Source organism: Bradyrhizobium sp. MI1.4 (assembly GCF_055811315.1).
Genome location: NZ_JBVVPP010000053.1, coordinates 23,505 through 45,803, shown reverse-complemented (window position 1 = coordinate 45,803; position 22,299 = coordinate 23,505). Strand labels below are relative to the sequence as shown.

Sequence of the window (22,299 nt, the reverse complement as noted above, 5' to 3'; positions counted from 1 at the left end):
TCATGACTGTGCTTGTCACCGGCGGTGCCGGCTATATCGGAAGCCACACGGTTCTGGCGCTGGCGGAAGCCGGCGAGGACGTCGTCGTGATCGACGATCTCTCGACTGGCTTCTCGGCCTATCTGCCCGAAGGCGTGCCGCTGTTCATTGGCGATGCCGGCGACGAGAACCTGCTCGAAGGCGTGATCGCCCAGCACAACATCGAGAGCATCATCCATTTCGCAGGCTCGGTCGTCGTGCCGGATTCGATGCGCGATCCGCTCGGCTACTACCGCAACAATTTCACGACGGCGCGGAACCTGCTCAACGTCGCGGTCAAGCGCGGCATCGACCGCTTCATCTTCTCCTCGACCGCGGCGGTCTATGGCGATCCGGACCAGGTGCCGGTGCCCGAGCATGCGCCGACGCGGCCACTGTCGCCTTACGGCTCGTCGAAGCTGATGACCGAGATCATGCTGCACGACGTCGCCGCCGCCTACGGCATGCAATACGTGACCCTGCGCTATTTCAACGTTGCGGGTGCCGATCCGCAGGCCCGCATCGGCCTTGCCACCGCTGGCGCCACGCATCTGCTCAAGATCGCGGTGGAAGCCGCGACCGGCCAGCGCGCCAAGATCGACGTGTTCGGCACCGACTATCCGACCCAGGACGGCAGCTGCATCCGCGATTTCATCCACGTCACGGACCTGTCGCAGGCGCATCGCTCGGCGCTCGCCTACCTGCGCAACGGCGGCGCCTCGACGACGCTCAATTGCGGCTATGGCCGCGGCTACTCGGTGCTGGAGACCATCGACGCGGTGCGCCGTGTCTCGGGCCGCAGCTTCGCCGTGCAATACGCCCCGCGCCGGCCCGGCGACATCATGACCATGGTCGCCGACACCAGCCGCATCCGCGGCCTGCTCGACTGGAAGCCGCAATACGACGACCTCGAGACCATCGCAGCCCATGCGCTGGCTTGGGAGGACAAGCTGTTCCGCGAGCGTCACGGCGAGCTCCGCCAGGCCGCCTCGGCCTAGATTCCATCCGAGCGCAAGCCCTTAATTGGGCTTGAAAAGCGCTGGCTTAGCGGGCACAGAGGCCGTTCGATCCCTGACGCGCGGGCAGGCTTATTCCTGTGCCGTCAATGGACTGCGGATGGCTCAGTTTCCAAAGAAAATCACCGACGATCCCTATGCGGCAGCGGTGCTGATTCGCCGCCTGGTCACAGAACAGGGCATCATCTACTGGCGGCGCTACCTCGTCGCCTTCGCGCTGATGGCGCTTGCCGCCGGATCGACCGCGGGCGCGACCTACGTGCTCGGCCAGGTCATCAACCAGGCCTATGTCGACAAGAACATCCCGGGCATCGCGATGTTCTCGGGCATCACCGTGATCCTGCTCTTCATCAAGGGCGTGGCGACCTACGGTCACATGGTGATCCTGACCAAGATCTCCAACGCCATCCTCGCCACCAACCAGCGCCAGCTGTTCGCCAAGTTGATGCGCGAGAGCGTCGGATTCTTCTCCGAGCGGCATTCGTCGGAATTCCTGGCGCGGCTGACGGCCGGCGCCAAGTCCATCACCGATGTCCTCAACCTGCTGGTCAATGCGGTCGGGCGCGACCTCATGATGTTGCTCGCCATGATCGGCGTGATGGTGTGGCAGGATCCGGTGATGTCGTTCATCGGCCTCGTCGCCGTGCCACCGGCGATGCTGGTGCTGCGCAAGCTGGTCAAGCGCATCAAGGGGCTCGCCTACAACCAGTTCACCGGCACCGCCGACATCCTGGAGACGATGCAGGAATCGCTGCAGGGCATCCGCACGGTGAAAGCATTCACGCTCGAAGACACCATGCAGACACGCATCGACGAGAACATCGCGATCGTCGAGCGCAACGCCAACAAGATGGCCCGCGTCGCCAACCGCTCCAATCCGCTGATGGAGATGCTCGGCGGCTTCGCGGTCGCCGGCTGTTTGCTTTACGGCGGCTATAGCGTAGTCGCCCTCAACGCCACGCCTGGCGCGTTCTTTTCCTTCATGACCGCCTTCCTGATGGCGACCGAGCCGGCCAAGCGGCTGGCGCGGCTCAACATCGACCTCAACAGCCAGCTCGTCGGCGCCCGTATGCTGCTGGAAGTCGTCGACAGCCCCGCGAGCGAGCATTCCGACGACGACAAGCCGGCGCTGAAACTGTCGACTGCGCGCATCGAGCTGCGCGACGTCAGCTTTTCCTATCGCAACGGTGAGACCGTCCTCAACCGCATGAGCTTTGTTGCCGAGCCCGGCAAGGTCACTGCGCTGGTCGGCCCCTCTGGCGGCGGCAAATCGACCGTGCTGGGGTTGCTGCTGCGCTTCTACGAGGTGACGCAAGGCGACATCGTGATCGACGGCCAGTCGATCGGCGCGGTCTCGCGCAAATCCCTGCGGGCCCAGACCGCCTATGTCGGTCAGGACGTCTATCTGTTCCGCGACACCATCCGCAGCAACATCGCGTTCGGCCGCGCGGGCGCGACCGAAGACCAGATCATCGATGCTGCGAAAGCAGCCTGCGCGCATGATTTCATCATGGGCTTCCCGCTCGGCTACGACACGCCCGTCGGCGAGCACGGCACGCAGCTGTCCGGCGGCCAGCGCCAGCGCATCGCGGTTGCGCGCGCGCTGATCAAGAACGCGCCGATCATCCTGCTTGACGAAGCCACCGCCGCGCTCGATTCCGAGTCCGAGCGGCAGGTGCAGGAGGCGATCGAGCATCTCTGCCGGAACCGCACCACCATCGTGATCGCGCACCGCCTGCACACCATCATGCACGCCGATGCGATCCTGGTGGTCGAGGGCGGCGAGATCGTCGAGCAGGGCCGGCATGACGAGCTGCTCCGCCGCGGCGGCCGCTACGCCTCGTTCTTCCGCCTGCAACATCACGACGCCGGTGCTCTGGCGCCGATCAGCGCAACCGCATAGAGTTCCCTTCACCTCAAGAGCAGCGAGATCGCACCATGAACGCCGCCTCCTACGTCATCCCGCTTCCGACCCAGGCTTCGCTTCCCGTCGTCGGGGAAAGCGGCCGTTATCCCGTGCGCCGCATCTGGTGCGTCGGCCGCAACTATCTCGAGCACATCCGCGAGATGGGCAATGACGAGCGCGCCCCCCCGTTCTTCTTCGCCAAGCACGCCGACATGCTGGTGCCCGACGGCGCCACCATTCCCTATCCGCCGCTGACCAAGGATCTCCATCACGAGGTTGAGTTGATCGTCGCGATGAAGAGCGGCGGCCTCAACATTCCCGCCGACAAGGCGCTCGACCATGTCTACGGCTATGCCGTGGGCATCGACCTAACCCGCCGCGACCTCCAGATCGCCTCGCGCAAGAAGGAGCGTCCGTGGGAGGTCGGCAAGTCGTTCGACTATTCAGCGCCTTGCTCCGCGGTACAGCCGGCGTCCAAGATCGGCCACCCCGCCAAGGGCAAGATCTGGCTCACGGTCAACGGCAAGGAAGCGCAGAAGGGCGACCTCACCGAGCTGATCTGGAACGTGCCTGAGATCATCTGGCAGCTCTCGCAGCAGGTGAAGCTCGCCGCCGGCGACATCATCATGACGGGCACGCCGGCCGGCGTGTCGCAGCTCCAGCCCGGCGACAAGCTCGAATGCGGCGTCGACGGCGTCGGTACGCTGAAGGTGAGCATCGGTCAGCCGGAATAAGGCTGAGCTTGAGATCACGGGACAGCAAAGCCCCGGGCATCCCGTCCGGGGCTTTTTGCGGATTCAAGTTCGTCGCTCGTACGCTCCCGCCGCGTTGATGTCCTTTCCGGTGTAATCGGTCATCATCGCGGTCGCCACCAGCGTCACGACCGCGCAAATCGCGATGTAGACTGCGATCGCGGTCGCCGTGTGGAACGTGCCGTACAGCCAGGTGGCGATCAGCGGTGCGGGGCCGCCGGCGATCACAGATGCGAGCTGATAGCCGAGCGAGGAGCCGCTATAGCGCAGGCGTCCGGTGAAGCTCTCGGCGATCAAGGCGGCTTGCGGTCCATACTGCATGTCGTGCGGAATCAGCGACAGGATGATCGCGAAGAAGATGATGGTCAGCGACCCCGTATTGAGCATAACGAAATAGACGAAGCCGAAGATGCCCGTCACGGCAGCGCCGAGCATGTACATGTTCTTGCGGCCGATCTGATCGGAGATATGTCCGCACAGCGGGATCGACACGAACGACAGCACCGAGGCCGAGAGCACCGCGGTCAGCAGGAAGTCGCGCGATACGTGCAGGGTGCCGATGCCATAGGAGAACACGAAGGCCGTGAAGATGTAGAACGGCGCCTGCTCCGACATGCGCGCAAACGCAGACAGTAGAATCTCCTTCGGGTATTCTCGGATCACCGTGAGCATCGGCGTGCGATCGACCTGGCGTTCGGCCACGAGCTTGGAGAACACCGGGGTTTCGAGAATGCCGAGCCTGATATAGAGGCCCACGCCGACTAGGATGATGCTGAGCGCGAAGGGAATACGCCAGCCCCATGCCAGGAACTGATCACCCGCCATCTGGCTGAACACCAGCACGGCAAGATTGGCGAGGAAAAGCCCGCAGGGCACACCGAACTGCGGCCACGATGCGATCAATCCACGGGATCGGTCGTTGCGCGCCCATTCCATCGACATCAGTACCGAGCCGCCCCACTCACCGCCAACGCCGACGCCCTGAATGAACCGCAGGACGGTCAGGATCACGGCGCCCCAGATACCGATGCTGGCATAGGTCGGCACCACGGCCACCGCAGCGGTCGCCAGTCCCATCAAGAGCAAGGTCGCGATCAGCGTGGATTTACGTCCGATGCGGTCGCCATAATGGCCAAAGATTGCCGCGCCGACGGGCCGCGCGGCGAATCCGACCGCGTAGATCGCAAACGCCTCCAGCGTGCCGACCCAGGGATCCGAGTGAGGAAAGAAGAGCTTTGCGAAAACCAGACCCGTGACGGTGCTGTAAAGAAAGAAGTCATACCACTCGATCGCAGTCCCGATTGTGGAGGCGATCACGGCGCGGCGAAGCTGGCGCTGATGCTCGGGGGCGGTAAGTCGGGTGGCGTCGAGATCAAGGGTTGCCATGGGAGCGCATCCTCAGATAGGCCCCCGCTTGCGTGGTCTGACCTGTTATTGTTGCTGAAAAAACGACATTGGGTTCCAAGGGTTCCAACCGAGCTGGAATGAGAGGGTAAAACTTTAGTCGACCCACAAGCCCGGCGGCACTACCAAGCCTTCACCGGCCGATTGGCGTGGCTTGTCTGCGGCACACCCCGATTGAGCGACATGTGCGAATGCACACATAGCCAACCATCGCCATGTCTTGAAAACACCATCGTGGCCCGGCCGGGGCGTGGAAACGCGCTGCCGTCGGGATGATAGCCCGTGCTCGTCCACGGCACGATCACGGTCGCTATCGTGCCATCGGACGATGCCAGGACCGAGGCCTGGTCGATGATGAAACGGAAGTCGGACGTCTTCGGCCACACGTTGTCCCATTGCGTGGTGATCCATTGGTCGAGGCCGGGAATGACGTCATTGTGCGTGCCGAAGGCTAGCACTTCCGGATGGAAAAGCGGCCGCGCCGAAGCATAGTCGACCTCGCGGACATAGCCTGCGAAGGTTTCCAGCCAGTGCTGAAAGAACTGCGTGATATCGGTATTCGCGGTCGGCAAGGAGACCATCGTCTGCTCCATGTTCGGCAACTCAATCGCGGCAATCTTTGTTGCCATGAGGCGAACCGTCCAGCAAGATATGTGGAGAGCACCGGTGGAGATCGATCGACCAGCCGGGCCGATTTCATGGAGCCAGACTCATGAGACGCCTTCTCCTGCTTGCAGCCACGCTTATCGTCTCGTGCAACGTTGCCAGCGCGCAGTCCGTTCAGCCCTATGCCGGTCTTGAGCATCGCCCCATCAAGGCGCTGTCGCAGCAGCAGATCGATGATCTGCGAGTCGGACGTGGCATGGGCCTGGCACTTGCCGCCGAGCTCAATGGATATCCCGGTCCGAGCCATGTTCTCGACTTCGGTGATCGGCTTGATTTGACCGCGGATCAGCGCATCCGGGTTCAGCGCCTCTTCGATGCCATGAAGCAAGAGGCGGTCCCGCTAGGTAACAAGCTGGTCGAGCAGGAAACGGAGTTGGACCGCCTCTTCTCCGCCCGCGTCGTGACATCGGAGTCACTCAAGGCAGCCCTCGTGGCCATTTCGGAAACCCAGGCACTGCTCCGCGAAAGCCACCTCAAATATCATCTGTCGACAACTGCCTTGCTCGATCAGAGCCAAATGCAGCGATACGCGGAGCTGCGCGGTTACCAACGCCCTGATGGCTCCGAAGAACACAAGCACCGTCACTAAAGGCGATCACCGCAACGCCGACAGCACGATGAGACCGAGGATCAGCGCCGTCAGCGAATATTTGAGCGTGTAGTAGACGTTGCGATTCCATTCCTTGACCTTGCGGCTCGCAAGATGGATCTCGTAGAGCTTGCCGAACACCTTGTTGAGCAGGCCGACGCTCTCGCCGTCGACGTTCTGGGTTGCAGAGGCCTTGACGATGTGGTGGCTGACCCAACGGTTGATCGCGGTCATGAAGCCGTATTTCATCGGACGCTCGACGTCGCAGAACAGGATGATGCGGTTGACGTCGGTGGCATTCTCGGCGCTGTGGATGAAGGTCTCGTCGAACATAAAGGCCTCGCCGTCGCTTCAGACGCATTCGACGCCGTCGACCAGGATGCGGCACTTGTTCTTCGGCGTGACAAGACCGAGGTGGTAGCGCAGCGAACCGGCGAAGGGATCGCGGTGGGCGCCGAGCTTGCCGCCCGGCGGCAGCATCGCAAACATCGCACCATGCACGCTCGGAATGGAGTTGAGCAGCTCCGCCGTCTTCGGGCACAGCGTGCGCGCCGAGGGCAGGAAGTCATCGTACCATTTCAGGTAAAAGCGTTTCCAGCCGCTCTTGAAGAACGAATAGAAGCCCCAATCGTTGTTCTTCGCCGCCGCGCGAATGAAGCCTTCGTCGAACAGGCGAATGGCCTCGTCGCGAATGGTCTCCCAATTTTCGCTGAGGGCTTTCAGCTCCGGAAACTGCTCCACCGGGATCACCGGCTTGTTCGGCACCGCCGAGCCCGCGTACATCAGCACATTGTAAGGCGCGAGATAGGTGGAGTGGTCCCCGAGCTGGCGCGCTAAGCGCAGTCGCTGCTTGCCGCGGAAATGAACGTAGATCGTCGATGCCGCCAGCACATAGAGAATGACGAGTTGCGGCGCAAAAAGCTGTTTTAACATCTCCCCCGTTCCCCGGTGATTCAACCGGGGACGTGATCTATCCCGACGCGGCCCGAGCAGCAAGATATTCGCCGGTGGGTTGCAATCACGCTCCGGAGATCAGGGCTGGGAACTTGAGGCCGAACCGAGCCGAATCAGGCCCGTGACAGGGCCTGGAGGCCCTTGAAGGTCAGGCGCTTGGGGTCGGTGACGCCGGCAAGATACAGGCGGCGGATGAACGCGATGACGGCGTCGCGGTCGCAATCGGTCAACGCGACGACGGCGTCGACCGCGATTCTCTGGGCTTCCATTGGGCTCACCTCGGCCTTGCAAGTAACCCCGGCCGAGACAGGCTAGGACTCCGCGGTTAATCCGGCGTTAACCGTTCGGGCAACATGGCCGATTCACCCGACCCGCCGTATACGCAAAACAACGCATTGCCCGTGCGCGCAGCGGCTCACCGGGCGGTGATGCCGTTCTTGAGCCGAGCAAACTGCTTCTTCAGCCGCGGCACCGCAAAGTCCGTGAAGGTCCGCACCTTCGGCACCGAGAGCCGGCCCTGCGGACAGATCAAATGCGCGGGCATCTCAGGATCCTCGTGGCCGGGCAGGACGATCTCGAGTTCGCCGCGCGCGACCTGCTCGCCTACCTGGTACGAATACATTCGCGCCACACCGCGGCCGGCGACGGTCGAAGCCACCGCCGCATAGGTGCTGTTGACGACGAGCCGCGGCGTGAACTGCACCGTGCGGGCGGCCGACGACCCGGCCTGCGGTGCAAAGGTCCAGGAATTGGGAAGGTGCGCCATCGCGACGATCTGGTGCTTGGCGAGGTCGCCGGGCTCGGTAATGCGCGGATGCTGCTTCAGATAGCGCGGTGATGCTACCACGACGCGGCTGATCTCACCGACCCGCATCGCGACCATTGCCGAATCCGCGAGATGACCGATGCGAAGCGCGACGTCGACCCCCTCCTCGATCAGATTGACCGCGCGATCGAACAGCAGGAGTTTTGCCGAGACGGTCGGATAGGCGTCGAGAAACGCATCGAGGATCGGCCGCAGCACCATCTCACCCGACACCACAGGCGCAGTGATCGTGAGCAGGCCGCGGGGGGCCGTGCGCGGCCCGGCCACGATGTCGTCGGCCTCCTCCAACTCGGTGAGCACGCGGCGACAGACCGCGACATAGCGCTCGCCCTCCTCGCTCAGCTTGATGGAGCGTGTGGTCCGGTGCAGCAGCTCGGCACCGACCCGCTGCTCCAGAAAAGCAATGGCGCGGCTGACTGCCGCCGGCGAACGGCCGAGCTTGCGGCCCGCGGCCGCGAGGCTGCCCTCGTCCACCGCAAGGACAAACACCTTCATCGCATCCAGACGATCCATACGTTTCCCGCCAGCCCATCGAGCTCCGACTGCAAGCTAGGCGTTCGCTCCCGCTGCGACAACCACCGACGGGGGCCGGTCCGGCATTCGTTCGCGCCGCGAAAGAGTGTCTGCCGGACAGCGCGTATTCGCAGCCGGCCCGCTGCGGCGTACCTCATCGACTAAGCCAGCCGCTGCTGGCGCAGGTTCTGAAAGCCAACAACAGGAGCCCATCATGGGTATCGAACAGAAGGTTGCCATCATCACCGGTGCTTCGCAGGGCATCGGTGCCGCCCTGGTCCAGGGTTTTCGCGATCGCAACTATCGCGTCGTCGCGACGGCGCGCTCCATTAAGCCGTCGGGCGATGAAGATGTCCTCACCATTGCCGGCGACATCGCCGACCGGAAGACCGCCGAGCGCGTGGTCTCGCAAGCCGTCGCCCGCTTCGGCCGCGTCGACACGCTGGTCAACAACGCCGGTATCTTCGTCGCAAAGCCGTTCACGCAGTATACGGCGGAGGACTATGCAGCGGTGATGGGCACCAACGTCGCTGGTTTCTTCCACGTCACGCAGCTTGGCATCGCCGAGATGGAAAAGCAGGGGTCCGGCCATGTCGTCCAGATCACGACGACGCTGGTCGACCAGGCCAATTCGAACGTGCCCTCTGTGCTGGCCTCGCTGAGCAAGGGTGGGTTGAGCGCCGCGACGAAGTCACTGGCGATCGAATATGCCAAGCGTGGTATCCGCGTGAACGCGGTGTCGCCCGGCATCATCAAGTCGCCGATGCATCCCGTCGCGACGCACGCCCAGCTCGATGCGCTGCATCCCGTCGGCCATATGGGCGAGATGTCCGACATCGTCGATGCCGTGCTCTATCTCGAGGGCGCCTCCTTCGTCACCGGCGAAATCCTGCATGTCGACGGCGGCCAGAGCGCCGGCCACTGAACGCTAGCGCCTTCGCGCACGAGGACGATATGACAGACGCAGATGCCAAGCAGCAAGTCCACCCCCGATCGCATCAGCGGTCGGGTTCGACATCACAGACTTGCTCACAGCAAACCTGGCGATATGCGGTAGCAGGATTGTCCGCATCGCTGGTCGGGCTTGGCCTCGCGCGCTTTTCCTACACGCCGCTGATCCCGGCCCTGATCGCCGCAAAATGGTTCGACCCGTCCGACGTCGTCTATCTCGGTGCAGCGAACCTGGTCGGCTATCTTGCCGGCGCGCTCGCGGCGCGGACCGTGGCCGCGCGCATCGGCGCCGTTCGCGGCTTGCGGGCGATGATGTTGCTTGCGACCCTCTCCTTTTTTGCCAGCTCGACCCCGGTGTCGTTCACCTGGTTCTTCGCCTGGCGCTTCCTGTCGGGGCTCACCGGCGGAATTATCATGGTACTGGCGGCCTCCGTCATTCTGCCGCAGATCTCGGCGGCGAGGCGCGGCATCGTCGGCGGCGTGATCTTTGCGGGCGTCGGGCTCGGTGTCGCCGCATCCGGCACGCTGGTGCCGCTATTGCTGCAGCAAGGCTTGCAACAGAGTTGGTATGGTCTTGGCGTGCTCGCGGGCACGCTCACGCTGATGAGCTGGTGGAACTGGCCCGCTGAGGCCAAGGCCGATACCGTGTCATCGCAGCGGGCGAAGCACGCTTCGCCCGCTGCTCGCGGCTTGCTCGTCCAATACGGCCTCAACGCGGTGGCGCTGGTGCCGCACATGGTCTTCATCGTCGATTTCGTCGCGCGCGGCCTCGGCCAGGGTATTGTTGCGGGATCGCACTACTGGGTGCTCTATGGCCTTGGCGCAATCGTCGGCCCGCTGGTCACCGGTCATCTCGGGGACCGCGCTGGGTTTGGACCGGCGCTGCGCGCCGCCTTCCTGATCGAAGCGGCCGCCGTGTTGCTCCCGACCGTCAGTACCGCGCCTCTCCCGCTAATCGTATCGAGCGTGGTGGTCGGCGGCTTCACACCTGGCATCGTACCGCTCGTGCTCGGACGCATCCATGAGCTGGTCCCACATTCTGCCGAGCAGCAGCGCACGACATGGAGCCATGCCACGACCAGCTTTGCGCTGTTCCAGGCGGCCGCGGCCTACGGCTTCTCCTGGATCTACGCACAGACCGGCGGCGAATATCTCGTCTTGTTCGCGCTGGGCGGCGGCGCCGTGGTGCTCGCACTCGCAATTGATCTCGCCCTGCCGCTTGCCACGCGCAAGGCTTAGAACGCCGCGGTCGTCGCGATCAGGAATATTGCATCACGCCGTCGTCGATCCGGCCGAACCGCAAGGAGACGATGTCGAGCGCGTAGTTTTGGTAGAGCCGCCACGGCCGCTTCGAGCCTTGCTTCGGCATCTTTGCGACCGAGCGCTGCACATAACCCGAGGTGAAATCTAGCGACGGCTGCGCCGTGATCGTGGGATCGTCATTATGTGGCATGCACTGCCGGAAATTGCGCCGGTCCATGTAGTTGATGAGCCGACAAACATATTCGCAGGTGAGGTCGCATTTCAGCGTCCATGATGCGTTTGTGTAGCCGAACGCAGAAGCCATGTTGGGCACGTCGGCATACATCATGCCCTTGTAGGTCAGCGTGTTGGCGAAATCCGCGGCGCGGCCGTCGACACTGATGTCAAGACCGCCGACGACCTGGAGCACCAGTCCCGTCGCGGTCACGATGATGTCCGCCGCAAGCTCGCTGCCGTCTTTCAGGCGGATACCATCGTGCGTGAACGTGTCGATCTCTTTGGTGACTACGGAGGCGCGCTGCTCGCGGATCGCCTTGAACAGGTCGCCATCCGGCACGAGGCAGAGCCGCTGGTCCCACGGATTGTAGCGCGGCGTGAAATGGGTCGCGACGTCGTAGTCGGGGCCGAGCGCCATCTGCACGCCCTTGAGAATCAGCTCCTTCACCTTCGCAGGGCGCCGCCGGCTGAGCTGGAAGAAGAACATCCCCCACATCACGTTGCGCCAGCGGATCAGGTGATAGGCAAGCCGCGTCGGCAGATTGCGCCGCAATTTGTTGGCGACGGGATCCTGTGCAGGGCGCGACACCACATAGGTCGGCGAGCGCTGCAGCATGGTGACCTGCGCGGCCGTCTTGGCGAGCTCCGGCACCAGCGTCACCGCGGTCGCGCCCGAGCCAATCACGACGACGCGCTTGCCCGCGCAGTCGATGTCGTCGGTCCATTTCTGCGGATGCACGATGCGGCCGGCGAAATCCGCGACCCCCGGAAACTCCGGCGTGTAGCCCGCCTCGTATTTGTAATAGCCCGAGCACAGGAACAGGAAATTGCAGGTGAAGCGCACGGTTTGTGCCACGCCCTCGCCGGTGATGCGCTCGGCCTCGACCGTCCAGCGCGCCTCACTCGTCGACCACGCCGCACGCTTGACCCGATGGTGAAAGCGAATGTGCTTCTCGATGCCGTTCTCGGCTGCGGTTTCGCGAACGTAGCTAAGAATTTGCGCGCCGTCGGCGATCGCCTTCGGATCGGTCCAGGGCTTGAAGGAATAGCCGAGCGTGAACATGTCGCTGTCGGAGCGGACGCCGGGATAGCGAAACAGGTCCCAGGTGCCGCCGATACAGTCGCGTCCCTCAAGGATGACGTAGCTCTTGGTCGGACATTTGGTCTGAAGATAATAGCCCGCGCCGATCCCGGACAGGCCGGCACCGACGATCAGCACGTCGAAATGGTCTTGAGCCATTGTTTCCTCCGCTGCCAAGGATTGTCTGACCGGGATCATTGCTCGTCAATGGCAATCGGCCTGACACAACCTCGGGGAGACGCGTGCGTCACGCTCAAGACAACAAAGCCCCGGATCGCTCCGGGGCTTTGCATCGAAAATAGATACGATCAGCGGATCAGTAGCGGTAATGGTCCGACTTGTACGGACCTTCCTGCTTGACACCGATGTAATCGGCCTGGTCCTTGCGCAGTTCGGTGAGCTTGACGCCGATCTTGGCGAGGTGCAGGCGCGCGACTTTTTCGTCGAGGGACTTCGGCAGCACGTAGACTTCCTTCTTGTACTTGCCGTCCTTGTTGTTGGCGAAAAGCTCGATCTGCGCCAGCGTCTGGTTGGTGAAGGAGGCCGACATCACGAAGGACGGATGGCCCATCGCGTTGCCGAGGTTCACGAGGCGGCCTTCCGACAGCATGATGATGCGATGCTTGTCGGGGAATTCGATCTCGTCGACCTGCGGCTTGATGTTGGTCCATTTCAGGTTACGCAGACCCGCGATCTGGATCTCATTGTCGAAGTGACCGATGTTGCAGACGATGGCGCGATCCTTCATTGCGCGCATGTGCTCGATCGTGATGATGTCCTTGTTGCCGGTCGCGGTGACGAAGATGTCGGCGCGGGGCGCGGCGTCTTCCATGGTCACGACTTCATAGCCTTCCATCGCCGCCTGCAGCGCGCAGATCGGATCGACTTCGGAGACCATGACGCGGCAGCCGGCCTGGCGCAGCGAGGCGGCCGAACCCTTGCCGACGTCGCCGAAGCCCGCGACCATCGCAACCTTGCCGGACATCATCACGTCGGTGCCGCGGCGAATGCCGTCGACCAGCGATTCACGGCAGCCATAGAGGTTGTCGAACTTCGACTTGGTGACGCTGTCGTTGACGTTGATGGCGGGCCATAGCAACGTGCCGGCCTTCTGCATGTCGTAGAGACGATGCACGCCCGTGGTGGTTTCTTCGGAAACGCCCTTGATGCTCTTGGCGATCTCGGCGAAGTAGCCCTTCGGCTTCTCCTTGAGCTGCTTCTTCAGAAGCGCGAAGAAGACTTCCTCTTCTTCCGAACCCGGCTTGTCCAGGAACTTGGTGTCGCCGTTCTCGGCGCGCAGGCCGAGATGGACGTACATGGTGGCGTCGCCGCCGTCGTCGAGGATCATGTTCGGGTGACCGCCGCCGTGCCAGTCGAACAGCTTGGCGGTGTAGTCCCAGTACTCGGTAAGGCTCTCACCCTTGACGGCGAACACCGGAATGCCGGCGGCTGCGATCGCCGCCGCGGCGTGGTCCTGCGTCGAATAGATGTTGCAGGAGACCCAGCGGATGTCGGCGCCGAGCGCGGCCAGCGTCTCGATCAGCACGCCGGTCTGGATCGTCATGTGCAGCGAGCCCGCGATACGCGCGCCCTTCAGCGGCTGCTTCGGGCCGTACTCCTCGCGGGTGGCCATCAGGCCGGGCATCTCGGTCTCGGCGAGCGAGAGCTCCTTGCGGCCGAAATCGGCCAGCGAAATGTCCTTGACGATGTAATCGGTGAAGCCGGGCTTCGCGTTCATTGCGGGCGTCCTGTTGTTGAATTGGTCATCCCGGGTCACCCTGGAGCGGCGAGCCCGGAATTTCGAGGCGACGGATTAGGAATTCCGGGTTCGCCGCTATCGCGGCGCCCCGAAAGGTCGTCGGTGATCAGACCGCGCGCTTGAGCGCTTCGACGAGATCGGTCTTCTCCCAGGAGAAGCCGCCCTCGTTGTCGGGAGTACGGCCGAAATGGCCATAGGCGGAGGTGCGCGCGTAGATCGGGCGGTTGAGATCGAGATGGCTGCGGATGCCACGCGGGGTGAGATCCATCGCCTTGGCCGCGGCCTTCTCGAGCTGATCCTCCGACACCTTACCGGTGCCGTGGGTGTCGATGTAGATCGACAGCGGACGCGCCACGCCGATGGCGTAGGCGAGCTGCAGCGTGCAGCGGTCGGCAAGACCGGCCGCGACGATGTTCTTGGCGACATAGCGGGCAGCGTAAGCCGCGGAGCGGTCGACCTTGGTCGGATCCTTGCCGGAGAACGCGCCGCCACCGTGCGGAGCCGCGCCACCATAGGTGTCGACGATGATCTTGCGGCCGGTCAGGCCGGAATCGCCGTCGGGACCGCCGATGTAGAACTTGCCGGTCGGGTTGATGTGCCAGATGGTCTTCGCCGTGATCCAGTCCTTCGGCAGCGCCTCGCGCACATAGGGCTCGACGATGTCGCGAATTTGCTTGGACGAGAGGTCCTCGATCAGATGCTGGTGCGACACCACGATCTCGCGCACGCCGACCGGCTTGCCGTTCTCGTACTGCACGGTGACCTGGCTCTTGGAGTCCGGGCCCAGCACCTTCTCGCGGCCGGAGTGGCGCGCTTCCGAGATGAGGCGCAGGATCTTGTGGGCGTAAAAGATCGGCGCCGGCATCAGATCCGGCGTCTCGTTAGTGGCGTAGCCGAACATAATGCCCTGGTCGCCCGCGCCCTCTTCCTTGACTTCGCCCGGCTGCAGCGCATCGACGCCCTGCGCGATGTCGGCCGACTGCGGATGCAGCAGGATCTCGATGTCCGCCTTCTCCCAGTGGAAACCTTCCTGCTCGTAGCCGATGTCCTTGATCGCGGCGCGCACGACGCCTTCGATCTGCTCATTGGTGACGGATGCAGGACCGCGGGTCTCACCGGCGATCACGACCTTGTTGGTGGTCGCGAGCGTTTCGCAGGCGGCACGAATTTGCCAGGGATCGATGCCGGCTTTCGGTCCTTCGCGGTAGAACAGATCGACGATCTCGTCGGAGATCCGGTCGCACACCTTGTCCGGATGGCCTTCGGACACGGACTCGCTGGTGAAGAGATAGGACGCGCGCATCAGTAACCCCTTGTTCCGCCGCTAGCTGGCGGGCGTTGCGATATTAGCTTTCAATGATGTCAATCACGCCGGCGCGAGATGACGTAGGATTCGTCGAGAAACCAGAGCCCATTGTACTTTCGCAGCACGTCCCTGGCGGCGTCCAGAGTGCGGCCGTTTTGAGTCATTTCCGTCAACCGGTCGTCCTCAATCTGAGCGACATACACTGCCGCATTCCAGGCTGCAAAGGCCGTCGAGGTTCCGATAGTGCCCGTCACCTCGTTGGGCAGCGCTTCCATATCATACCTGAAGATCGAGCGGTTATCTGCATAAGCATTAAAATTTAAGTCGCGGCCCACCGAGCCGAGCTCGTACTTCACCGCGCGCAATAGCTCATGACGGCTCACCGAGAAAGGATTTTCTCCGGGCCAGATCGCCTGGATCATCTCCATGCCCGGATCCTGGCCATGGGAGTGAATACCGATCAGGCGGCCGCCTGCCCGCAAAGCCCGGGCCAGGGGCGCAATGATCCGTTTTGCCCTAAAATTGACCGAGGACAGCGCGCGGTATGGCTGGGATGCAATAACGAGGTCAAAATTGGCCTCGGCCTGGCCCGGCCGCGGAATGGTCGAATCAAGCAGAAAACGCTGGTCTTCACGGTAGAGCACCAGCACGACAGGCCGCTCATAGAGCGGCATCCCCGTGCGCGGGCTGACCGCCGCCCGCCAGTTCTGCTCCAAAAACGGCTTCAACTCCGCGATTTGCGTCTCGAACTCACCGGAGGAAGCCCCCCGCAATGGAACCTCGTGCCAAACGGTCGCGGCGGCCGCCGCGGGCGATGCCGGCGTGAGCCAGGGCGCCTCCGCGTAGAGCATGTTGGTAAAAACGAACACCGAGGCCGGGTGCTCGAAAATGCGATCCGGCACCTTGTCCAGCGTCAGGCGAAGGTCCTCGAGACTGAGCTCCTTGCCGGCGACATAGAACGGCATGTGCGGAAAGCGCTGGTGCATCGAGCGCAGCACGCGCGCCAGCACCGTGCCGTCGCCAACGCCGGCATCGAACACGCGCAACGCCGGGGGCCGGGGATGGATGCTGGCAAGCTCCAGCGCCACGCGCTCGGCGACCACCCGCTTCTCACTGCAAGTGTGGACGAACAGCAGGTATTTCTGCCGGTTCTCGAAAAACCGGAAATTGCCGCGCGGATCGCGCTTTTCCGGGGGCACCTGAAGCCCCCGCGGCGGCGGCACACCGCCGGCCATCGATGCGGCCATGTAGGCCTGGATCCGGTCCAGCGTGTCGATCGTGATGCGCTTGCCCTCGCGCAAGCGATGCACGAGCTTCCCATCGTTCACCGCGCGTCGGCCGAACGTCGACTCCGCCATGCCCGCCTTGCGGCAAAACTCGGTGATTTGGCTCAGGATTTCGTCATTCTTCATGGAGTGGGACGCGGTGGGCAGAAGGATTGGGTAGGGCCTCCTAGCAAAATGTGCCCACTGAGGGAATAGGGATAGCGACACCCCCGTTTGCCGTGTGCACAACAGCGAGGCCGTGAACCACCTTCCCCTGCCGGGCAACAAATAGACGCCTCTCCTCACCGGACCACCACCAATGCGTCGCCTGCTCGTCACGCGCTGCCTGCTCGCCGCAACCCTTTGGTCGGCGCCCGCTTTTGCGCAGGCGCGCAGCCAGCTTGGGCCGCTCTGCACCACCGACACCACGCCGGCGGACCAAATGATCGACGCCTGCAGCAAGATCCTCGCGCTGAAGGTGTTCAAAGGCGAGCAGCTCGCGACGGTCTACTTCTGGCGCGCGGTGGGCTGGAATAAGAAGGGCGATTACGCCAAGGTCATCACCGACGCCACGGAAGCGATTCGGCTCCAGCCGAGCCAGGCGGTCTACAACCTGCGCGGCTCGGCGTATTACGACAAAGGCGACTACGAGATCGCGATCGCTGATTTCGACGATGCGCTGAAGCTTGGCCCGCCTGTTGGCATCATCTTCCACAATCGCGGCAATGCCTGGCGCGGCAAAGGCAATTACGCCAAGGCAATCGCCGACTACGATATGTCGATCAAGGCCAATCCAAAATCGGCGTTCTCATTCCAAAACCGCGGCATCTCCAAGGAGGCGCTCGGCGACCTCGACGGCGCGCTGACCGACCTCAACCAGGCGATCCGGCTCGACCCGACGCTGCCGCAGCCGCTGATCAACCGGACCGCGATCTGGCGTGTCAGAGGCGATTACGATCGCGCGATTGCCGACGGCAGCGAGGCGATCCGGCTCGCGAAGGAGAAGCCGCCGGTCAACATCATGACGCCGCCGAACAGCGGGCTGATCTCGGGCTACACCCATCGCGCGCTGGCCTATGAGGCGAAAGGCGATTACGCGCACGCGAGCGACGACTACAAGGCGACGCTGGCGATCGCGGCGTCCGATGCCGGCAGCAAGGCCAATCAAGCCACCGCAAAGGTGCGGCTGTCGCTGATCACCGACGCAAGCGCACCGATCCCGCGCGATGCGCCGTCACCGACGACCGAGCCGGCAAAGGCACCGGCTCCCCAGCAGACCGGTGCCGCGCCGCCCCCCTCGCCTGCTCCGGCCGCGCGCGGCACACGCATGGCGCTGATCATCGGCAATGACGCCTATGCACATGTCAAGGCGCTGCCCAATCCGCCCAATGACGCGCGCGCCGTTGCGAAGAGCCTGCGCGATATCGGCTTCATCGTGTCGGAAGGCGTCGATCTCGACCGCGCGGCGATGCAAAAAATGACGCGTGACTTCTTGCGGGAGGCGGCGCGGGCGCAGGTCGTGGTGGTCTACTATGCCGGTCAGGGCGTGCAGGTCGACGGCCGCAACTATCTGATTCCCGTCGACGTCGAACTCAAGGCGGGCGCGAGGATGACGGACGCGATGATCGACATGGACACGATCATGGCCGGCCTGGACGACCAGGTCCGCGCCAACATTTTGATCTTCGATGCCTGCCGCAACAATCCGATGGCACAGCAGATCGCATCAGCCGGCACCAACCGCGCCATCGAGGCTGCCTCGGGCCTCGCAGCGCCAACGAGTCTCGGAGCCGGCGCGACGCTCGGCGCCGGCACGCTGATCGCCTTCGCCACTGCGCCGGGCCAGGTCGCGCTCGACGGCGAAGGCGCCAACTCGCCGTTCTCCGCCCCGCTCTCCCGCCATCTCGGCACGCCCGGCCTGGAAGTGCAGCAGATGCTGACGCGGGTGCGGGCCGAGGTGGTCTCGACCACGAAGAACAAGCAGGTGCCGTGGTCGAACTCATCGCTGCTGGGCGAGGTTTATCTGGCGGAGAAGTGAGGGGCGTGTGCCTCACCCTCAGCTGTCATCGCCCGGTCTGACCGGGTGATCCAGTACGCCGAGAAGTCAGCGATTCTCCGAGAAGCCGCGGCGTACTGGATTCCCCGCCTTCGCGGGGAACGACAGTGAGCGAGTGGAGCCTTATTGGCCCCACACTTCCTTCGCGATCTCCACGGCGAGGCTGAGCTTGGCCCACTGCTCCTCTTCGGAGAGGACGTTGCCCTCTTCGGTCGAAGCAAAACCGCACTGGGGGGAGAGCGCGAGCTGCTCCAGCGGGACGAACTTGGCGGCTTCCTCGAGACGGCGCTTGATCGCGTCCTTGTTCTCGAGCTCACCGAACTTCGAGGTGATGACGCCGACCACGACGACCTTGTTGCCCTTGGGCAGGAAGCGCAGCGGCTCGAAGCCACCGGCACGGTCGCTGTCGTATTCGAGAAAATAGCCGTCGTAATTGGTGCCGGCGAGCATGGTCTCGGCAACCGGCTCGTAGCCGCCTGACGAAATCCAGGTCGAGCGGAAATTGCCGCGGCAGACATGCGTCGTCACCACCATGTCGGCGGGCTTCTCGGCCAGCGCGTAGTTGATGACACGCGCATAGATCTGCTGGAGACCCTCGGGATTGTCGCCCCGCTCGCGCGCCTTCTGCAATTCGTCCGGCGAGCAGAGATAGGCCCACACGGTGTCGTCGAACTGGAGATAGCGGCAGCCGGCGTCGTAGAACGCCTTCACGGCCTTGCGGTAGGTCTTGCCGAGGTCTTCGTAGAAGGCGTCGAGATCGGGATAGACGTCCTTGGAGATCGCCTTGCGGCCGCCACGGAAATGCAGCACCGCCGGCGACGGGATCGTCATCTTGGCGGTGACGTGGGCCTGGTCGGCGACCTTTTTCAGGAAGCGGAAGTGATCCAGCATCGGATGGTCATCTGGGAAATCGAGCTTGCCGATCACGCGCACCGCGTCGTGCCGGGTCTCGACGCCCGCAAACTGGATGCCGGTGTCGGGGTGAAACATTTCACAGCCGGTGAGCTTGGCCAGGAAGTCGAAATGCCACCAGGAGCGGCGGAATTCGCCGTCGGTTGCGAGCTTCAGGCCGAGCGAAGCCTGCTTATGCACGACCTTCTCGATCTCCAAGTCCTCGATCTTGCGCAGATCGTCGGCCGAGATCTCGCCCTTCCCCAGCCTGGCGCGGGCTTCCTTGATCTTGGCGGGGCGCAGGAGGCTGCCGACCTCGTCGGCGCGGAAGGGGGCTTTGGTTCGCTGCATTCTTAAACTCCCGTGAATTTTTAGTGGGCCGCCGCCCCTGCAACGCCGAGGTGGCGCTCGAGGACCGACGGGTCGGTCTTCAGCGCGGCGCTCGGGGCGTCGTGGACGATCGTTCCGCGCTCCAATATCACAACACGGTCGGCCAGCCCCAGAATCTTTTGGGCATTCTGCTCGACGATGATCGAGCAGATGCCGCCCGCCCGCGTGATGGTCCCGATCGCCTTCAAGAGCTCCTCGACGATGATGGGGGCAAGGCCCTCGGTCGGCTCGTCCAGGAGAAGCACTTTGGGATTGAGGGTCAGCGCGCGGCCGATTGCCAGCATCTGCTGCTCACCGCCGGAGAGCTGGTTGCCAAAATTGCTCCGCCGCTCCTTCAACCGCGGGAACATCTCGTAGACCCTTTCGACGGTCCAGGGACCGGGCTGGGCCACTGCGGACATGTTCTCCTCCACCGTGAGCGAGCGGAAGATATTGCGCTCCTGCGGCACCCAGCCGATCCCGGCGCGCGCCCGCTGATCGGGCCGCAAGGTCGTGACGTCGGTGCCGGCCAGCCCGACGGTGCCGGAGAAGCGACGGGTGACGCCGACGATCGAGTTGATCAGCGTGGTCTTGCCGGTGCCGTTGCGCCCCAACAGCGCCAGCACCTGGCCTTCGGCGAGACGCAGGGACATGTTCGGCAGCACCACTGCCTCGCCGTAGCCGGCGCGAAGCGAGTCGATCGCGAGCAGGTCAGACATTGACCGCCTCCTCGCCGAGATAGACCGCCTTCACCTGCGGGTCGCGCGCGACCTGTTCGGGCGGGCCTTCGGTGAGCAGCGCGCCGGAGACCAGGACAGAGATGCGGTCGGCGAAGGAGAACACGAGGTCCATGTCGTGCTCGATCAGCAGCACGGTGACGTCGCGCGGCAGGCTGCCGACGACGGCGAGAATGTCGTGGCGCTCGCTCTCGGGCACGCCGGCGGCGGGCTCGTCCAGCAGCAGCACGCGCGGCTTGGCGGCGATCGCGACCGCGATCTCGAGCAGGCGCTGTTTGCCGTAAGGCAGCGTCACCGTCTGTTCGTTCATGACGTCGAGCAGGTGGAAGCGCGTCAGGAGGTCGGCGATCTCGCCGTTGACGTCGCTGCGCGTGCCCATCCGCCTCCACCAGTCGCCGCCATGACCGAGGCGCTCGGAGACAGCGAGACCGATGGTCTCGAGCGGGGTCAGGTCGGGATAGAGCTGGTTGATCTGGAAGGTACGCGACAAGCCGCGCAACACGCGCCTGTGCACGGGCAGATCGGTGATGTCCTGCCCTTCGAGCAGGATGCGGCCCGAGTTCGGCTTGAGCACGCCAGTGAGCTGGTTGATGACCGTGGTCTTGCCGGCGCCGTTGGGGCCGATCAGCGCGTGGCGGGCGCCTTGTTCGATTTTTAGCGACAAGTCGCGGGTGACGCGCAGACCGCCGAACTGCTTTTCGAGATTCTGGGTTTCGAGCACGATGGTCATGCGTCGCTCTCCGGCACGGCGACGACGACCTTGCGCCCCGCTATCTGCCTGATGACCAGATTGGGCACATACAGCATCCAGCGATGCAGGCGCTGGCGGCCGACCAGGACGATCACGACCAGCACGAGGCCGATCCAGAACTGCCAGTATTGCGGAGTGATGGTCGAGAACAATTCCTGCAGCATGCGAAAGAGCACCGCGCCAATCAGCCCGCCGTAGAGATAGCCGGTGCCGCCGATCACGAGCACAAGCATCAGGTCCGCCGAGCGCTCGAAGGCGAACACATCGAGCGAGGCGATCGCGGTAGTCTGGGTGAACAGCGCGCCTGCGATGCCGGCATAGAACGCCGCGAGCGTGTAGATCGCAATCAAGCGGCGGTTGACGGGGATGCCGATCGCGGCCGCGCGCAGCGGATTGTTCTTGATCGCGCGCAATGACAGCCCGAACGGGGAATGCACGACCCGGCGGGCGAACAGGAACAACAGGAACAGAACGGTGAGCGAATAGAAGAAGCCGGTCTTGCCGAACATATCGAACGGAATCTCACCGAAGATCGGCTGCATCTCGATACCCTGCAGACCGTCGGTGCCGCCGGTGATGTTGGAGAAGCGTTCGGCCAATGCCTCAAGCAGCAAGGCGATGCCGAGCGTCACCATCAGTCGCGTCAGATCGACGCCGCGGATCACGAGGAAACTGGTAGCGAAGCCGAGCACCATCGCGACAACGCCGGCGACGACAAGCGCAAGCACGGGCTCGTTGATGATCCCGTGCAGCGCAAGAAGCCCCGCCGCGTACGCGCCGACGCCGAAGAAGGCGGCATGGCCGAGCGAGACGATGCCCGCGTAGCCGAGGATCAGATCGAGCGACATCGCAAACAGCGCGAGCCGCAGGATATCCGTCATGATCAAGTAGCGCGAGGGAAATACGAAGCCGCAGGCCAGCACGATCAGCCAGAAAGCGGCCTCGCCATAGTGCCAGCGTGCCTGGCGCTGGGCGTGATAGCCGACGTCGGAGGAGGCGCTCATCGGCGA

19 protein-coding genes and 1 pseudogene are annotated in these 22,299 nt (G+C 63.6%); 7 read left to right on the top strand and 13 right to left on the bottom strand.

Going from position 1 to position 22,299, the window contains the following annotated elements:
• Window positions 1-2: 2 nt before the first annotated feature.
• The 3 genes from galE to AC0L23_RS33430 all read left to right on the top strand — a co-directional run bounded on the left by galE (window position 3) and on the right by AC0L23_RS33430 (window position 3,674).
• On the top strand, window positions 3-1,016 hold the full coding sequence (gene galE / locus AC0L23_RS33440; protein WP_085348707.1) for a UDP-glucose 4-epimerase GalE: 1,014 nt from the start codon (window positions 3-5) through the stop codon (window positions 1,014-1,016).
• A gap of 118 nt (window positions 1,017-1,134) precedes the next feature.
• Entirely contained in the window at window positions 1,135-2,937 is a 1,803-nt protein-coding gene (locus AC0L23_RS33435; RefSeq protein WP_085359928.1) for an ABC transporter ATP-binding protein, read from the top strand.
• Window positions 2,938-2,972: 35 nt separating this feature from the next.
• The gene (locus AC0L23_RS33430) at window positions 2,973-3,674 is read left to right on the top strand and encodes a fumarylacetoacetate hydrolase family protein (RefSeq protein WP_085383345.1); all 702 of its coding nucleotides are present in this window, start codon (window positions 2,973-2,975) and stop codon (window positions 3,672-3,674) included.
• Between the two features lie 63 nt (window positions 3,675-3,737).
• Here the strand turns inward: AC0L23_RS33430 and AC0L23_RS33425 are convergent, their stop codons facing one another.
• The gene (locus tag AC0L23_RS33425) at window positions 3,738-5,078 is read right to left on the bottom strand and encodes an MFS transporter (protein WP_473357952.1); all 1,341 of its coding nucleotides are present in this window, start codon (window positions 5,076-5,078) and stop codon (window positions 3,738-3,740) included.
• Window positions 5,079-5,218: 140 nt separating this feature from the next.
• Window positions 5,219-5,677: a YybH family protein gene (locus tag AC0L23_RS33420; RefSeq protein WP_473357958.1), complete on the bottom strand. Its 459-nt coding sequence runs from the start codon at window positions 5,675-5,677 to the stop codon at window positions 5,219-5,221.
• Window positions 5,678-5,808: 131 nt separating this feature from the next.
• Here AC0L23_RS33420 and AC0L23_RS33415 point away from each other — a divergent pair, with 131 nt between their 5' ends.
• Window positions 5,809-6,351, top strand: a complete 543-nt coding sequence (locus AC0L23_RS33415; protein WP_473357951.1) for a periplasmic heavy metal sensor — start codon at window positions 5,809-5,811, stop codon at window positions 6,349-6,351.
• Window positions 6,352-6,357: 6 nt separating this feature from the next.
• On the opposite strand, the pseudogene AC0L23_RS33410 reads toward AC0L23_RS33415, so the two are convergent.
• The 3 genes and pseudogenes from AC0L23_RS33410 to AC0L23_RS33400 all read right to left on the bottom strand — a co-directional run bounded on the left by AC0L23_RS33410 (window position 6,358) and on the right by AC0L23_RS33400 (window position 8,644).
• Window positions 6,358-7,284 (bottom strand): annotated as a pseudogene (locus AC0L23_RS33410) (aspartyl/asparaginyl beta-hydroxylase domain-containing protein).
• Window positions 7,285-7,418: 134 nt separating this feature from the next.
• Entirely contained in the window at window positions 7,419-7,574 is a 156-nt protein-coding gene (locus AC0L23_RS33405; RefSeq protein WP_007612486.1) for a hypothetical protein, read from the bottom strand.
• Between the two features lie 146 nt (window positions 7,575-7,720).
• A complete protein-coding gene (locus AC0L23_RS33400; protein WP_247453177.1) occupies window positions 7,721-8,644 on the bottom strand; it encodes a LysR family transcriptional regulator in 924 nt (307 codons plus the stop codon).
• A 214-nt stretch (window positions 8,645-8,858) separates the two neighbouring features.
• Between AC0L23_RS33400 and AC0L23_RS33395 the strand changes: the two genes are divergently transcribed.
• Both AC0L23_RS33395 and AC0L23_RS33390 read left to right on the top strand, forming a co-directional pair.
• Window positions 8,859-9,569, top strand: coding sequence for an SDR family NAD(P)-dependent oxidoreductase (locus tag AC0L23_RS33395; RefSeq protein ID WP_085394527.1), 711 nt, complete (start codon window positions 8,859-8,861; stop codon window positions 9,567-9,569).
• Window positions 9,570-9,598: 29 nt separating this feature from the next.
• Entirely contained in the window at window positions 9,599-10,834 is a 1,236-nt protein-coding gene (locus AC0L23_RS33390) for a YbfB/YjiJ family MFS transporter (RefSeq protein WP_473357950.1), read from the top strand.
• A gap of 19 nt (window positions 10,835-10,853) precedes the next feature.
• On the opposite strand, the gene AC0L23_RS33385 is transcribed toward AC0L23_RS33390, so the two are convergent.
• The 4 genes from AC0L23_RS33385 to AC0L23_RS33370 all read right to left on the bottom strand — a co-directional run bounded on the left by AC0L23_RS33385 (window position 10,854) and on the right by AC0L23_RS33370 (window position 16,632).
• Entirely contained in the window at window positions 10,854-12,314 is a 1,461-nt protein-coding gene (locus AC0L23_RS33385; protein ID WP_473357949.1) for a flavin-containing monooxygenase, read from the bottom strand.
• A 157-nt stretch (window positions 12,315-12,471) separates the two neighbouring features.
• Window positions 12,472-13,893 (bottom strand): adenosylhomocysteinase, encoded by a 1,422-nt coding sequence (gene ahcY / locus AC0L23_RS33380; RefSeq protein WP_007601979.1) that lies wholly within the window; start codon window positions 13,891-13,893, stop codon window positions 12,472-12,474.
• A gap of 127 nt (window positions 13,894-14,020) precedes the next feature.
• On the bottom strand, window positions 14,021-15,217 hold the full coding sequence (gene metK / locus AC0L23_RS33375) for a methionine adenosyltransferase (RefSeq protein WP_473357948.1): 1,197 nt from the start codon (window positions 15,215-15,217) through the stop codon (window positions 14,021-14,023).
• A gap of 59 nt (window positions 15,218-15,276) precedes the next feature.
• Window positions 15,277-16,632, bottom strand: a complete 1,356-nt coding sequence (locus tag AC0L23_RS33370) for a hypothetical protein (RefSeq protein ID WP_473357947.1) — start codon at window positions 16,630-16,632, stop codon at window positions 15,277-15,279.
• Window positions 16,633-16,804: 172 nt separating this feature from the next.
• Here AC0L23_RS33370 and AC0L23_RS33365 point away from each other — a divergent pair, with 172 nt between their 5' ends.
• Window positions 16,805-18,523 carry a caspase family protein gene (locus AC0L23_RS33365; RefSeq protein WP_473357946.1) on the top strand — a complete coding sequence of 573 codons (1,719 nt, stop codon included), beginning with the start codon at window positions 16,805-16,807 and terminating at the stop codon, window positions 18,521-18,523.
• A 141-nt stretch (window positions 18,524-18,664) separates the two neighbouring features.
• Here AC0L23_RS33365 and AC0L23_RS33360 read toward each other — a convergent pair whose 3' ends face one another.
• From AC0L23_RS33360 to AC0L23_RS33345, 4 genes are read right to left on the bottom strand one after another with little or no spacing between them, the layout of a single operon-like run.
• Window positions 18,665-19,783, bottom strand: a complete 1,119-nt coding sequence (locus AC0L23_RS33360) for a cobalamin-independent methionine synthase II family protein (RefSeq protein ID WP_473357945.1) — start codon at window positions 19,781-19,783, stop codon at window positions 18,665-18,667.
• 20 nt (window positions 19,784-19,803) lie between these two features.
• Window positions 19,804-20,520 carry an ABC transporter ATP-binding protein gene (locus tag AC0L23_RS33355; RefSeq protein ID WP_473357944.1) on the bottom strand — a complete coding sequence of 239 codons (717 nt, stop codon included), beginning with the start codon at window positions 20,518-20,520 and terminating at the stop codon, window positions 19,804-19,806.
• Window positions 20,513-21,268: an ABC transporter ATP-binding protein gene (locus tag AC0L23_RS33350; protein ID WP_473357943.1), complete on the bottom strand. Its 756-nt coding sequence runs from the start codon at window positions 21,266-21,268 to the stop codon at window positions 20,513-20,515. Before AC0L23_RS33350 ends, AC0L23_RS33355 begins: the two co-directional genes overlap by 8 nt.
• Window positions 21,265-22,293 carry a branched-chain amino acid ABC transporter permease gene (locus tag AC0L23_RS33345; protein ID WP_473357942.1) on the bottom strand — a complete coding sequence of 343 codons (1,029 nt, stop codon included), beginning with the start codon at window positions 22,291-22,293 and terminating at the stop codon, window positions 21,265-21,267. The genes AC0L23_RS33350 and AC0L23_RS33345 overlap by 4 nt, the downstream gene beginning before the upstream one ends.
• Window positions 22,294-22,299 lie beyond the last annotated feature (6 nt).